We start from the raw sequence: 14,589 nt of genomic DNA, 5'->3' as shown, positions 1-14,589 counted from the left end.
TCCCTCTCCCACGGAGAGGGCTGGGGAGAGGCTTAGCTCAGTCCGTCTATCTGTCCGTCGACAATATCGATATGTTTGGCTTGCGGCTCTTTAGGAAGCCCCGGCATACGCATGATTTCTCCTGCAATGGCCACGATCATTTCGGCCCCGTTGTTCAGTACGATGTCTTTTATGTGGAACTCGAAATTATTGACCGCACCGTAGATTTTCGGGTCAGCAGAGAAAGAGTATTGTGTTTTTGCTATGCAGACCGGATAACGGGTGATTCCCATCTCTACGGCCAACTTGATTTTCTTACGGGCTATCGTGCTGTAAGTGATGACACTGGCGCCATAAATGTTGGTAGCCACTTTCTCTATTTTCTGTTCGATGCTGTCATCATCCTTATAGGTGAACGACAAAGGAGCGGACGGCTTTTTCTCGATGGTTTCTACCACAAGGTTGGCCAGATCTATAGCCCCCTCTCCCCCTTCGTTGAAGGCGTTGTTGATGGCAAATCCTACTCCCAATTCTTCGCAATGTTGCCGTAGAAGTTCCATTTCTTCATCCGTGTCACTGGCAAACTTGTTGAATGCCACGATTACCGTCTGCCCGAAGGAATGCAGGTTGCGCACGTGTTTGTCGAGGTTGCGCAGTCCCTCTTTCAGCCCCTCCATATTAGGCTCCTTGATACGGTCGAGACTGACTCCTCCGTGCATTTTCAATCCTTGTGCAGTAGCCACAATCACAGTCAGACGTGGCTGGATGCCGCTTTTACGGCATTTGATGTTATAGAATTTCTCTGCTCCGAGATCAGCACCGAAACCGGCTTCCGTCACTACATAATCTCCGAAGGTCATTGCCATTTTTGTAGCAAGTATGGAGTTGCATCCGTGTGCGATATTCGCAAACGGGCCGCCATGCACGAAGGCTGCCGTATTTTCCGTTGTCTGCACCAGATTGGGATGGATGGCATCTTTCAGCAACACGGTTATGGCACCGGCCACACCGAGGTCTTTTACCGTAAACGGCTTACCGTCATAAGTGAATCCGAGGAGGATGTTTTCGATGCGTCGGCGGAGGTCTTCCACGTCACTGGCCAGACAAAGGATAGCCATGATTTCCGAAGCGGGAGTGATGTCGAATCCCGACTGCATGGTGATGCCGTCCGTCTTGGCTCCCAGTCCGGTGACAATGTTACGCAACGAACGGTCGTTCACATCGAGAACCCGGCGCCAAAGAATTTCTTTCAATCCGAAACCGTTTGCCTGATTCTGATACAGGTAATTGTCGAGCAACGCGGAAATCATGTTGTGTGCCGAGGTGATCGCGTGAAAATCACCCGTAAAATGGAGGTTGATCTTATCCATAGGAAGCACCTGTGCATATCCTCCTCCGGCAGCTCCCCCCTTCATCCCGAAGCAAGGGCCTAAAGAGGGCTCGCGCAAGGCCACAATCGCCTTCTTGCCAATCCTGTTGAGCCCCAAGGCAAGGCCGATGGAAACGGTAGTCTTGCCGATTCCGGCTTTTGTGGCGGTGATAGCGGTGACGAGTATCAGATTGCTTTGTTTCACTTTCTCCTCATCAATCAGCTGTTCGGGGATTTTGGCGATGTAGCGGCCGTAGTTCTCCACCTCTTCACGAGGGATGCTGATGCTTTCTGCAACTTGTTTTATTTTCTTAAGCTCCGTACTGCGGGCTATTTCTATGTCTGATTTCATACGGGGTTGTTATTAGTTACTTTTAAAGGCTGCAAAATTAACAATTAACTTTGGATAAAAGTTGCATAGGTATAAAAAATGAAACAGGCTTTCATTTTTCTTCGGGTTTGCCGGGAAAGGAAATTTCTTCCATGAATGGATTATCGGCAAATATTTTCTATCTTTGCGTTTATAAAACCTACGGATATGAAAAAGCTGATATTGTCTCTTTCCCTGCTGCTGGCAACGGTTGCAGTGTCCGCACAATCGGAACTGCCGTCGGACAGCATACCGCGCTCTCCCAGTGAAAACTACAAGGAGTTCGGTGGCTTTTTGCTTGATATGGGCTTGATGAGTGTCATGCCCCCTCAATTGCCAAAAATGAATTTCGATATATCCGATGCCGGTAAAGACTACAACCGATTGTTCCGGCTTCATCCGGATGTAACTTATTCTCAAGGATTGTCGGACGTGTTTTCACCTTCTTATTCCGGATTCGGATGGTCGGGTTTCGGTTCGTCACAAAACCTGCAAATGGGCTCGTTCAAGTTGAAAAACGGTATGCGTATCAATACATACGGAGAATACAATGCAGACGGATACAAAGTGCCTGACCGCAGCGCGCTGCCGTGGGAGAAAAATACGTTTAAAGGCGCTTTCGAACTGAAATCGGCCAATGGTGCCTTTGGCATCCGCATTGAAGTGCAACAGGGAAGAAATCCCTATTATCCTTAAAAACAAGAAGTAATGAATATATTGATTATTGGCGCCAATGGCTTTACAGGACGCCGGATGCTGGATGACTTGGTATCGTGTGGAAAATACAACATGACCGCCAGTTCACTGCGCGATGACATAGCGCCGGGAGACGGTTATCGGTTTATTCGTGCGGATATACGCCGTGCGGCAGAAGTGCAGGCTCTTTTTAAGGAAATTTGCCCGGATGTGGTTATCAATACCTCCGCCTTGTCTGTGCCCGATTTCTGTGAAACGCATCACAGTGAGGCCCGTGCAACCAATGTCATAGCCGTAGAGCATCTGGCGCATGCCTGCGAGCAATACGGCAGCCGGTTCATCCATCTTTCTACCGATTTTGTTTTTGACGGTAGAAGCGAATGCCTGTATACCGAAGAGGACGCCCCTAATCCGGTCAATTATTATGGTGTCACCAAGCTGGAAGGTGAGCAACGCGTGAGTGAATATTGCAGTAACTATGCCATCGTCCGCGTAGTAGTGGTGTATGGAAAAGCGTTGCCCGGACAGCACGGTAACATCCTGCAATTGGTGGCCGATAAACTTCGCAACGGTGAAACGGTTCGTGTTGTTTCCGACCAGTGGCGTACTCCTACTTTTGTCGGTGACATATCCGAAGGAGTGGAACGTCTGATGCACCATCCCCGCAACGGCATATATCACATTTGCGGAAGCGATTGCGTTTCCATTGCCGAAATCGCTTATCGGGTGGCGGATGTATTAGGACTGGACAGGTCTCTTATTCAGCCTGTCACCACGGAGGAAATGCAAGAGGCCACTCCCCGGCCCCGTTTCAGCGGATTGGACATAGCGAAAGCCAAACGTGAAATAAACTACCTCCCGCATACTTTGGAAGAGGGAATCAAGGAGATGTTCTCATAAACGGCCATTGTAAGCTCAAGGGCAGAGCAGATGTTCCATTTGTCCGATGATATGTGATTTCCAGGTTTGAAGCATTTCATAGAAATCTTCATCGCCATTGAGAAAGACCGAAGTGCTTAGTTTTTTTGCCAGGAAAGGAAATACCAGAAGCCCGTAGAAGGTATAAAATACAAAATGTATGGGAACCTGTTTCAGTTTTCCGGAATCCATTTCTTTTTGCAGCTTGACGCCTATCTCATGAAAATAGCGTTCCAGTTCCAATGCACGAGCCGTACTGATCAAATGTGGCATATCCCGTTCTATTTCCCTTACTATGAATATCGGGAGGGAAGGATTATCGGTAAATATTTTGAAATAGGCATCGACTACCCTGCCTATCCGTTCGGATATGGGTTTGTCCTGCACCATAATCCCTTGAATTTCGGGAGCCAAAGAAAGTATGATGTTTCCAAAAACGGCTTGGAACATTTTATCTTTTGTCCGGAAATAATAATGCAATGTAGGGCGGTTTATACCTACGGCTGCTGCAATATCACTCATGTTGGTGTCTGTAAACCCGTTTTTCACAAATAATTGCTGGGCTGTTTCTATTATCTTGTTTTCTATGTTATTGTCATTTGTAGCCATATCCATTATTTTTTTAGATTATCCATAAACAGGAGCATTCGGTTCACTATATTGACTTCGCTGACTCCACTGTCAAAGTCCAAAGATAAGAAATTAATATCCGGATAAAAATTTCTAACACGTTTTTCTATTCCTTTTGCAACAATATGGTTTGCAATACAGCCAAATGGCTGAAGGCTGACCACATTATTTACTCCTTCACGGGCAAATGCAACAATTTCGGCAGGAAGAAGCCAGCCTTCTCCAAATTGTGCATGCAGTGAAACCAGCTTCTTTGTTTCTTCAGCTTCTTCGAATATATCACCGAACGGAACGAAATAACGGAATCGGGCTGCTATCGCATTGATCTTGTTTATCTGCTTTCTTGCTATCCTGTATCCCCCATTCAGAACCAGATCCGATAGCTGCCTGTTCTCCACATGTGCCTCTACATTGACCTTGCGATTGACAAAACTCTGCATGAAGAAGTTTGATAAAATCGGAGGAACCACTTCTACGCCTTTTTCTATCAGCCAATCGATCAGGTTCTTTTGGGCGAAAGGATTAAACTTCAAAAAGATTTCTCCTACCACTCCTATTTTAGGTGCGTCGCAGTCCATGCATGCGGCATTGAATTCATCGGCAGCAGACTGTAACAGCAGAAGCAGTTGCTTCGTGTCCCTTCTGCCGATAGCTTCGGCTGCAAGCTCCAGATATTGATCCCGCAATCTGGCTGAAATGCCTTTTTCTTTTTCACGGACTACCGATCCGTAATAGAATTTGGCGATGCAGTCGCTATACAAGATTGAATAGAAAGCCACCGGAAGTATTTTCAGCCAGTTAACACTAAATCCCGGTTGATTGTTCTCTATCCCACCGCCGAAAGAGATGGAGATAACCGGTACATCCGTATATCCGGCATCAATCAATGCTTTCTTTATCAGAGAAATATAATTGCTGGCACGACATTGCCCGCCTGTTTGAGTGATGGCGACAGCCGTCTTTGCCGGATCGTATTTCTTACTCTTGAATGCCTTTATAATATCACCGACTATTAATGTAGCCGGATAACAGACTTCATTATTGGCGTATTTCAATCCCCACTCGCATGATTCACTGTTACTCAAAGGCAGGTTTTCTACATCATATCCGGCCACTTTCAGAATGGAAGGAATCAAAGGCGACATAAAGGGTGTAAAGAATGGTACCAATATCTTACGGTTGCGATAAGTCTGATCGTATATCGGGACAGTCACAAAGTCTTTGATATCCGGTGTTTCGGCAGGGTGCTCGTCTATCAGCTTCAAGCTTTCGATCATAGACCTTACCCGCAATTTCATGGAACCGATGTTGCTTATATCGTCCAGCTTCAGTAAAGTCAGTGATTTATTGTGCCGCATCAACACTTCACGCACTTCGTCGACAAGGAAAGCATCCGGCCCGCAACCGAACGAAGTCATTTCAATGAATTGTATCTCTTTGCCTTGGGTAGCACACCATTTGGCGGCTTTCAAAATACGATTGGTATATGCCCATTGCGCAACGAAATGGATGTCGTCGATCCCGACCTCTTTGTCTCTTACCAGATCATCGGTTATGACATGGACTCCCATCTCCGAGATCATGTCGGATATTTTGTGCTGTATCAGTGGGTCGCTGTGATAAGGGCGACCGGCAAGCATCACGGTCAATGTTTTATTTTTCCCGATGTCTTGCAATACTTTTTCGTTATAGGAAACGACTTCCTTCTCAAAAGCGGCTTGTTCGTATTCTGCTTTCTTGAAAGCCGTCCGGATGGTATTTATATCTACGTTCAGGCCGATAAGGAAATCTCTGCATTGCTTGAAGAGCAACTTTCTGTCCTTGAAAGTGATAACCGGAGAGTCTATCGGCACACATCCGGAATCCACGCTTTTGATTACTTCGGAATATCCCGATACGATGGGACAATTATAGCTGTTCTGTTCTTTATCTTTCTTCTCGAACACGACAAAAGGCATGAATATCCTGTCCACTTTCTTCTGCAGCAAGTTATTGATGTGGCTATGTACCAACTTGGCAGGAAAGCAGATGTTATCCGACATGACCATGCGTGCACTGTTTTCATAACTTAAAAAGTTAGAAACATCAGACAAACAGACTTGGATATCACAGGCGGTAAAAAGGGTGTGCCAGAATGGATATTCTTCATACATATTCAGGCACCGGGGAATGCCGATGGTCATTCGGGGATGGATGATCTCCGTATTGCGGTTAAACAGAAGTTCATTTTTCTGATGGTACACGTTTTCACCTTTGCAGCCATTGTTTTCACCATTGGTAAATACCTTCTCACACCTGTTTCCGGAATAATACTTCTTTCCGTTGCCAAACTGATAACAGGTGACAAGACATTGATTATCACAACCTTTGCAACGCAGAAAACGCGACGTGTATTGCGCTTTCGCTATAATCTCATCCAGACGGATTGAAACACCCTGATGCTGCATGGCGTATAATGCACACCCGAAGGCGCCCATCAATTCCGGTTTGTCGCATCTCGACACTTCTGCACCGGCGAGTATTTCCAGGGCACGGACAATGGCATCGTTGCGCATGGTTCCTCCCTGTACCACGATATTTTTACCTAAAGTAGATATATCCTTTAGTTTTAATACCTTGTAAAGACAGTTCTTGACTACCGAATAGGCCAATCCGGCAGCTATATCATTGACGGTAGCTCCATCGCGCAACTCCTGTTTTACCTTCGAGTTCATGAACACTGTACATCTCGTCCCTAAATTGGAGGGAACGGATGAACGGCAGGCAGCCAAAGAGAAATCACTTACCGTATATCCTAATGACTTGGCAAAGGTCTCGATAAATGATCCGCAACCGGACGAGCATGCTTCATTGATTTCTATCCGGTCGATAACTCCCTTGTTCACGAAAATAGCTTTCATATCCTGTCCGCCGATGTCGAGAATAAAAGAGACTTGCTTATCCAGATACTGCGCCGCCATATAATGTGCAATGGTTTCAATAATACCCGAATGGAGTTGGAAGGCGGATTTTATTAAATCTTCACCATAACCGGTAGAGCAACTTCCCTTTATATGGAGTATTGCACCGCGTTTCCGGCATGTTTCATACAATTCGTTCAATCCCTCCTCGACTGTTTTAATCGCATTGCCGCCGTTATTATTATAATATGAATACAGAAGCCGTGAATCGGTATCTATCACAACGATCTTGGTAGTGGTAGATCCGGAGTCGATGCCTATAAACACGTCTTGTTCGCCGGCTTTCATTTCTGCCTTTTTTATCTTGTTGCCTGCCATTCTGTTTTTCCAGGCAGTATATTCCGTTTCATTCTCGAAAATTGCTTTCAGATCGGTGGATGCATGAGAGGAGGTGCCCAGGCTCTTATCGATTTTCTCCAGTAAATGAGACAATTTATAGCATTCGTCTTGATCCGTATTGGACAGCGCCGTGCCTAAGGCCGGTAACAAAGTTCCATGATCCGGCAGAATCACATCCTTCTCATCCAAAGACAGATAATTGATAAAGGCCTTGCGTAACGCAGGGATAAAAGTCAAGGGGCCGCCACAGAACAAAACCGGTACTTTTATGTCATAGCCATGAGCCAATGTTATTACCGTCTGCACCGCCACGGCATGGAATATAGAAGCTGCAATGTTCTCACGGCTCACGTTCTTGGCAATGAGATTCTGAATATCCGTTTTGCAGAAAACCCCGCAACGCGATGCGATCGGATATACCTGATCTGCATGCATCGCCAGAGCATTCAGCTCATTGACATCCACTCCTAAAATGATTGCCATCTGATCGATGAAAGCTCCCGTCCCTCCGGCGCAATTCCCGTTCATTCTTAAATCGGTGGGCTCACCGTCTTTAAAAAAGACGACCTTAGCATCTTCACCGCCAATATCTATCATGGAAGCCATGGCAGGATGATCCTTCTGTATTGCTTTTGCTGCTGCTACCACCTCTTGTACAAAAGAGATAGCACATTTTTCAGAAACTCCCATACCGATAGAACCGGTGATTCTTATGGATATTTCTTCGTCCCCAACCTGAGACAATAATTCCTTTAAGAAGGAAATGACTGTTTCTTTTACTTTTGCATTATGTCTTTCATATTTTGAGAAAACAATATTGCCGTTCTCATCGAGTACAACCATCTTTGCAGTTGTAGAGCCAATATCAAAGCCAATTCTAAACATTTTATTCAAATATAATGTAATCAGACATCTAAGTTTGACATAGTAGTCAGACGCAAATCTATGAATAAAAAATGGAATATTCCTCTCTATATACCCGTTTATTTAACCAACTTTCACGCTAAATAAAGGGCCTTAAGGAAGGAGAACTCACCGGAATATGAATTTCTGTAATTCAGGTTGATTTTTCTGTAATTCATCTACGGCAAATTAGCATATAACAAGCTATTTTTGTACCGTAAATAAATAAAAAGAGTTATGGCAAAAAGAATTCTGATAATATCGTCCAGTCCGCGTCGGAAAGGAAACTCCGATACACTGTGTGATGAGTTTATGCGTGGTGCTATTGAAGCAGGCCACGAAGTGGAAAAGATTTTTTTACGCGACAAAAGAATTGAGTATTGCACCGGTTGCGGCACATGCAGTGTTCATAACAAGCCTTGTCCGCAGAAAGATGATGCTACCGGAGTAATAGACAAAATGGTGGCTGCAGATGCCATTGTTATGGCCACTCCGGTTTATTTCTACACGATGAGTGCACAGATGAAGACACTGATAGACCGCTGTTGTAGTCTTTACACGAAGATGAGCAATAAAGATTTCTATTTTATAGCCACTGCTGCCGAAGAAGACAAAAAACTGATGGAACGTACGATCGATACATTCCAGGGATTTCTTGATTGTTTGGAAAATCCGACGATAAAAGGAGTAGTATTATGTGCGGGGGCATGGCATGTAGGTGAGGTAAAAGACAATCCGGCCATGGCAGAAGCCTATGAGATGGGAAAAGGTATACGGTAGTTGGGTATAAAGGTATGCGGCAGTTGGATATAAAGGTATAAGGTAATTGGATATAAATGAGTTATTAAGGGCAAAGCCATCGATGGATACTTTGATTTTAATAACTCATTATTTTTCTTTGAGGGTGTGTCGAAACTCCCATAAACTAAAAATCACCTTCGCTACAGTCTGAACTGTACCCCAAAAGTTGGACATAAAACTTTAGGAGTGCAGCTCAAGCAGTTGTAGCGAGGGTGATTTCGATAAAAGGGGAGTTTTGACACGTCCCCGTACAGTTTCTACGTTAATCTATTTTTCTCCATAAACGTAATAATGCCCAAAAGGGGTTGATGACGAACTCTTTACGTTCAATATGTCTTTCTTCATAAACCGGTTTCACTGTTTTGTCGCCGGTATTCGTTCGGTGTACACCCTACCCTTTTTTTAAACAACCGGCTGAGATGCTGCGGATACTGGAATCCCAACGCGTATGAAATTTCACTCACTGTATTATCGGTTCCGATTATACGTTCCTTAGCCAATTCTATGATTTTTTCCTGGATATGTTCTTGCGGTGTTTTGCCGGTATCCTTTTTAATCATATCGCCAAAGTAATTGGGAGAAAGATGAATCTTGTCTGCAAAATATTTCACAGACGGCAAACCGTCTTGCATAGGTAGCTGACTTTCAAAGTAATCGTCCAATAGCTGTTCGAATTTTGTGAGAGCATCTTTATTTACGTTGTTGCGGGTAATGAACTGGCGTTCATAAAAGCGCATGCAGTAGTTGAGCAATAGCTCGATATTCATTGCGATCAGTTCTTTGCTGTGTTTATCGATGGCATGTTCCAATTCTATCTGTATCTTTTTCAAACAGTCCATTACAATCTCTTTTTCCTGTTCGGACAGGTGCAACGCCTCACTAACGGCATAAGAAAAATACGTGTATTTTTTTATACTCTTTCCCAAGGAAGTGCCACGAATCAGATCGGGATGGAAAACAATACCGAATACTTGTGGTTGGATTTCGTCTTCGAGCATTTCTACGCTGGCGGATTGACCGGGAGCAAAGCAGACAATCGTTCCTTCCTGATAATCATAATACTGACGCCCATATTTGATATCACAACTTTTTGTTTCTTTCAAAAAGAGTGCGTAAAGGCCATAATTCATTTGAATGTGATTGATCGACTTTGTTGCTTTTGTCAAGTCTACAACACTTACCAACGGGTGCAGGGTTTCAAGTCCGTACAGACTGTTGTATTGATCGACACTTTCCAGTTTGATTATCTTATTCATAAGCAGTGTTTTTTATTAAAACCGTACCAAAGATACAAATTAAAAATATACTTTGTGCAGGGTGATGAAGTGAATCGGTAATCCGGGTTATCATATCCGTAATTTGTATACAAAAGACGTCTCCTTCCCTCTTGCAATTTTGTGGTATGGCAAAATGATAAAAGCAGGAGAAGTATGAATAAAGAACTACCCTGTTTTTATTCATGCGGTCAAAATCAGTAATTTGGGTAGTAATAATAGTAATTTGTCTACAAGTGGAAAGAAAAAAAGTCTCTATTTTTGCGAAGTGGAAGGTTTGGATTGAAAAACCGAATAGTAATCTTCCGGAATTTTATTCTCTTAGAGCCTGTTTAAATCGTGCTCAGTATTATTTTGAGAGTTATTTTGAGGATATTTCTTCATTTTTATGGGGAGGATAACGGTAAGCCTGACGAATGAAAATGGGAAAATAGACCGAAAACAAGCTCAAAATAAGCTGATGAAAACCTCAGAAAGGAAAATTTAGACAGATTCTTAATATTACCAGAAACACCAGAACTATTTACAATGGAAAGAAAGAAAAAGGAATCAGTCACCTTATTGGCTTGCATGTTTTTAGGTTCGTCCCTGTCTGTTTATTCACAAAATGACACCATCCATACAACTAAAAATTATAGAATAGACGAGGTGGTTGTGACGGGAACACGCAGCGAGACGGATATTCGTCATTTGCCGATGACAGTTTCTGTTGTTGGCCGTAAACAGATAGAAGACAGCTATCAACCCTCTTTATTGCCGACATTGGTTCAACAAGTACCGGGATTATTCATTACCGGCAGAGGTGTAATGGGATACGGTGTATCAGACGGTGCGGCCGGAAGCATGAACTTGCGTGGAATCGGAGGAGCGGCAGGTATGCTGATTCTTATCGACGGACATCCGCAATACATGGGATTAATGGGGCATCCGATCGCTGATGCTTATCAGTCGATGCTGGCCGAACGGGTGGAAGTATTACGTGGCCCGGCTTCTGTCCTTTATGGTTCAAATGCGATGGGTGGTGTTGTCAACATTGTTACCCGAAAGATACAACAGGACGGAGTGAAAACCGGTGCCCGGATAGGTTACGGCTCTTACAACACGCTTCAGAGTGAATTTTCGAATTTTGTGAAAAAAGGGCGTTTCAGCAGCGTGGTCACAGGATCGTATAACCGGACAGACGGGCATCGGGATAATATGGAATTCGAGCAATATGGCGGTTATGCCAAATTAGGTTATGAATTCAATGATTTCTGGAATATATATGGCGATGTAAACATCACCCATTTCAATGCCTCCAATCCGGGGAAAACAAACGAACCGATGTTTGATAATGATTCCCGCATTACACGAGGAATGACTTCGTTTGCTTTACAAAACAAATATGAAAATACATCCGGAGCATTGAGTTTCTTCTACAACTGGGGACGGCATAAAATAAACGATGGATATGGTACGGGAGAAGAGCCGATTGATGACCGTTTTAATTCTAAGGACCGGATGATGGGGCTGTCATGGTATCAAAGTGCTACCCTCTTCACAGGAAACCGATTGACTCTCGGTTTTGACTATCTTCATTTTGGCGGTCATGCATGGAGTCATTATTTGAGCGATGGCCACAATGAAGACATTGCCAATAAAAATATGGATGAACTGGCCGGCTATATTGACTTTCGCCAAGCTATTGGTAATTGGTTGACCCTGGATGCCGGTATACGTGTGGATCATCATACACAAGTAGGTACAGAATGGGTACCACAAGGCGGTTTGTCTTTTCATCTGCCCGAAAATGCAGTATTGAAAGCAATGGTCGGTAAAGGTTATCGTAATCCTACTATACGCGAAATGTTTATATTTCCTCCCCAAAATCCGGACTTAAAGCCGGAAAAGTTGGTAAACTACGAATTATCATATTCACAGCATTTATGGAACGGTGCATTGGCTTACGGTGCAAACTTTTATTATATTAATGGGGATAATGTGATTATTACCGACCGCTCCACCCGTCCACCCCGTAACATCAACTCTGGCGAAATAGAGAATTGGGGGATAGAAGCGAATATTGCTTACCGGATAAACTCTTTGTGGAGCGTTTCTGCCAATTATAGCTGGCTGCATATGGAGCATCCGGTACTTGCCGCTCCTGAGCATAAACTTTATGCCGGCATCAGTTTCTCAAAAGGCAGATGGGGAATTTCTACTGATTTACAGTACATAAAAGGACTCTATACCTCAGTCGATACCGGAAGTGAGAAACAGGAGAATTTTGTATTGTGGAATCTGACCGGCAGTTACAAACTTTGTAAATTTGCCAGTCTGTTCGCTAAGGGAGAAAACCTGCTGGCACAGCGATACCAGATAAATGACGGATTCCCTATGCCGAAAGCGACTTTTATGGGTGGTGTGAATATTAATTTCTAAAAATGTCACCATAAATGCGGAAAAGGGAAAAAAGAGACCGTTTGAATAGGGAAAATTATCAACAGTTAAGCCTGTTTGTAAATTATTGATTATCAAAATATTGTGTAAGCAGTTATTTTGCCGTAGAGAATCGAGCCGTTGCTCTACGAGGAACGACTCAAAACTCTACGACAAATGGGGCGAAACTCTACGAGAAACGAATTGAATATTCATAAGATATGACAATTGGCATAAATACAAACAGAAATATTTATTCATTGTAGCAATAAAGAAAAAGCTCTGTAATTCATGAATTACAGAGCTTTTTCTTTATTTCGCTTTCTTCGAAAGCGGTCCGGACGGGACTCGAACCCGCGACCCCATGCGTGACAGGCATGTATTCTAACCAACTGAACTACCGAACCAATATCTATTTTAATTAGTCATCTCTCTCGATTGCGGATGCAAAGGTAGATATTTTTTTTATATTTGCAATAGTTTGAAAGAAAAAAAGAGAATAATTTTGTTCGGGATAACTCTCGAAAGAAAAAGATTCTACAGATAAATTAATTCTTTATCTTTGTAGCACAGAAACATATTATATATAAAAGGAAAGGCATGAAAAATACACCTATCGAACGACATTTGATCGATGAAACGATTGAAGAATTTCAAATTGCGGATTTCTCTAAAGCTACCATTCGCGAAGTTAAGGCTATTGCCGCTAAAGCGGAAGCAGAATCCGGAGTCGAATTTATTAAAATGGAAATGGGAGTACCCGGTCTCCCCCCCTCGACTGTCGGTGTAAAGGCAGAAGTAGAAGCGCTACAAAAAGGAATAGCAAGTTTGTATCCGGATATCAATGGACTTCCGGAACTAAAACAGGAAGCTTCACGCTTTATCAAAGCATTTATTAATGTAGACCTGAAGCCGGAAGGATGTGTCCCCGTGACGGGTTCCATGCAGGGCACTTTTGCTTCATTCCTTACTTGCAGCCAGTGTAATGAAGAAAAAGATACGATACTCTTCATCGATCCGGGATTTCCGGTACAAAAACAGCAGCTTGTGGTGATGGGACAAAAATATGAAACATTCGATGTATATGATTTCCGTGGAGACAAACTAAAAGAGAAACTGGAAAGTTACTTGGAAAAAGGAAATATATCTGCCATCATTTATTCTAACCCTAACAATCCAAGCTGGATTTGCCTAAGCGATAAAGAACTCAGAATTATAGGCGAGCTGGCAACCCGGTATGACGTCATTGTTTTAGAAGATCTGGCATATTTCGCAATGGATTTCCGCAAAGATCTCAGCACTCCGTTTCAAGCACCTTATCAGCCGTCTGTAGCTCACTATACCGATAATTATATATTGTTGATTTCCGGTTCCAAGGCATTCAGTTATGCAGGACAGCGTATTGGCGTCAGTTGCATTTCTGATAAATTATATCACCGCAGTTATCCCGGATTGACGAAGCGTTACGGTGGCGGTACATTCGGTACGGTATTTATTCATCGTGTTCTTTATGCCTTGTCTTCCGGTACCAGCCATTCGGCACAGTTTGCTATGGCTGCAATGCTGAAAGCGGCTAATGAAGGAAAATATAATTTCCTTGATGAAGTAAAGATATATGGAGAACGGGCGCGAAAGCTGAAAGAGATTTTCCTGCGTCATGGTTTTCATCTTGTCTATGATAAAGATTTAGGTGAACCTATTGCCGACGGTTTCTATTTTACGATTGGCTATCCGGGCATGACAAGTGGCGAGTTGGCAAAAGAATTGATGTATTATGGGGTAAGCGCGATTTCGCTTGTCACTACGGGAAGCCATCAGCAAGGATTACGGGCATGCACTTCTTTCATAAAAGATCATCAATATGTACAATTGGATGAAAGAATGAAAATTTTTAAGGAAAACCATCCCATATCATAAAAAGTACACGGAAAA

General features: G+C 43.4%; 9 protein-coding genes and 1 tRNA gene. 5 read left to right on the top strand and 5 right to left on the bottom strand.

The annotated features are described in order from the left end of the window. Nucleotides 1-32 precede the first annotated feature (32 nt). Nucleotides 33-1,700, bottom strand: a complete 1,668-nt coding sequence (locus tag QVP90_RS08970; RefSeq protein ID WP_021936220.1) for a formate--tetrahydrofolate ligase — start codon at nucleotides 1,698-1,700, stop codon at nucleotides 33-35. Between the two features lie 186 nt (nucleotides 1,701-1,886). Between QVP90_RS08970 and QVP90_RS08965 the strand changes: the two genes are divergently transcribed. Then, nucleotides 1,887-2,414, top strand: a complete 528-nt coding sequence (locus tag QVP90_RS08965) for a hypothetical protein (RefSeq protein WP_021936219.1) — start codon at nucleotides 1,887-1,889, stop codon at nucleotides 2,412-2,414. A 12-nt stretch (nucleotides 2,415-2,426) separates the two neighbouring features. Next, nucleotides 2,427-3,314 (top strand): dTDP-4-dehydrorhamnose reductase, encoded by an 888-nt coding sequence (gene rfbD / locus QVP90_RS08960; protein WP_021936218.1) that lies wholly within the window; start codon nucleotides 2,427-2,429, stop codon nucleotides 3,312-3,314. Between the two features lie 15 nt (nucleotides 3,315-3,329). Here the strand turns inward: rfbD and QVP90_RS08955 are convergent, their stop codons facing one another. Together QVP90_RS08955 and QVP90_RS08950 are read right to left on the bottom strand one after the other, a co-directional pair. Next, complete coding sequence (locus QVP90_RS08955) at nucleotides 3,330-3,941, bottom strand: TetR/AcrR family transcriptional regulator (protein WP_021936217.1); 612 nt, start codon at nucleotides 3,939-3,941, stop codon at nucleotides 3,330-3,332. Nucleotides 3,942-3,946: 5 nt separating this feature from the next. Further along, complete coding sequence (locus tag QVP90_RS08950; RefSeq protein WP_021936216.1) at nucleotides 3,947-8,146, bottom strand: acyl-CoA dehydratase activase; 4,200 nt, start codon at nucleotides 8,144-8,146, stop codon at nucleotides 3,947-3,949. Between the two features lie 255 nt (nucleotides 8,147-8,401). Here QVP90_RS08950 and QVP90_RS08945 point away from each other — a divergent pair, with 255 nt between their 5' ends. Further along, a complete protein-coding gene (locus tag QVP90_RS08945) occupies nucleotides 8,402-8,944 on the top strand; it encodes a flavodoxin family protein (RefSeq protein WP_021936215.1) in 543 nt (180 codons plus the stop codon). A 362-nt stretch (nucleotides 8,945-9,306) separates the two neighbouring features. Here QVP90_RS08945 and QVP90_RS08940 read toward each other — a convergent pair whose 3' ends face one another. Continuing rightward, entirely contained in the window at nucleotides 9,307-10,221 is a 915-nt protein-coding gene (locus QVP90_RS08940) for a helix-turn-helix domain-containing protein (RefSeq protein ID WP_007480885.1), read from the bottom strand. 546 nt (nucleotides 10,222-10,767) lie between these two features. On the opposite strand from QVP90_RS08940, the gene QVP90_RS08935 reads away from it, so the two are divergent. Further along, nucleotides 10,768-12,660, top strand: coding sequence for a TonB-dependent receptor plug domain-containing protein (locus QVP90_RS08935; RefSeq protein ID WP_021936214.1), 1,893 nt, complete (start codon nucleotides 10,768-10,770; stop codon nucleotides 12,658-12,660). Between the two features lie 330 nt (nucleotides 12,661-12,990). Here QVP90_RS08935 and QVP90_RS08930 read toward each other — a convergent pair. Further along, nucleotides 12,991-13,064, bottom strand: a tRNA-Asp gene (locus tag QVP90_RS08930). Nucleotides 13,065-13,257: 193 nt separating this feature from the next. Here QVP90_RS08930 and QVP90_RS08925 point away from each other — a divergent pair. Further along, on the top strand, nucleotides 13,258-14,574 hold the full coding sequence (locus QVP90_RS08925; protein ID WP_021936213.1) for an aminotransferase class I/II-fold pyridoxal phosphate-dependent enzyme: 1,317 nt from the start codon (nucleotides 13,258-13,260) through the stop codon (nucleotides 14,572-14,574). The last annotated feature ends 15 nt before the right edge of the window (nucleotides 14,575-14,589 follow it).

Source organism: Bacteroides sp. CAG:189, from assembly GCF_000432295.1.
GTDB lineage: Bacteria > Bacteroidota > Bacteroidia > Bacteroidales > Bacteroidaceae > Bacteroides > Bacteroides salyersiae.
This window is presented reverse-complemented; position numbering and strand designations above follow the sequence as displayed.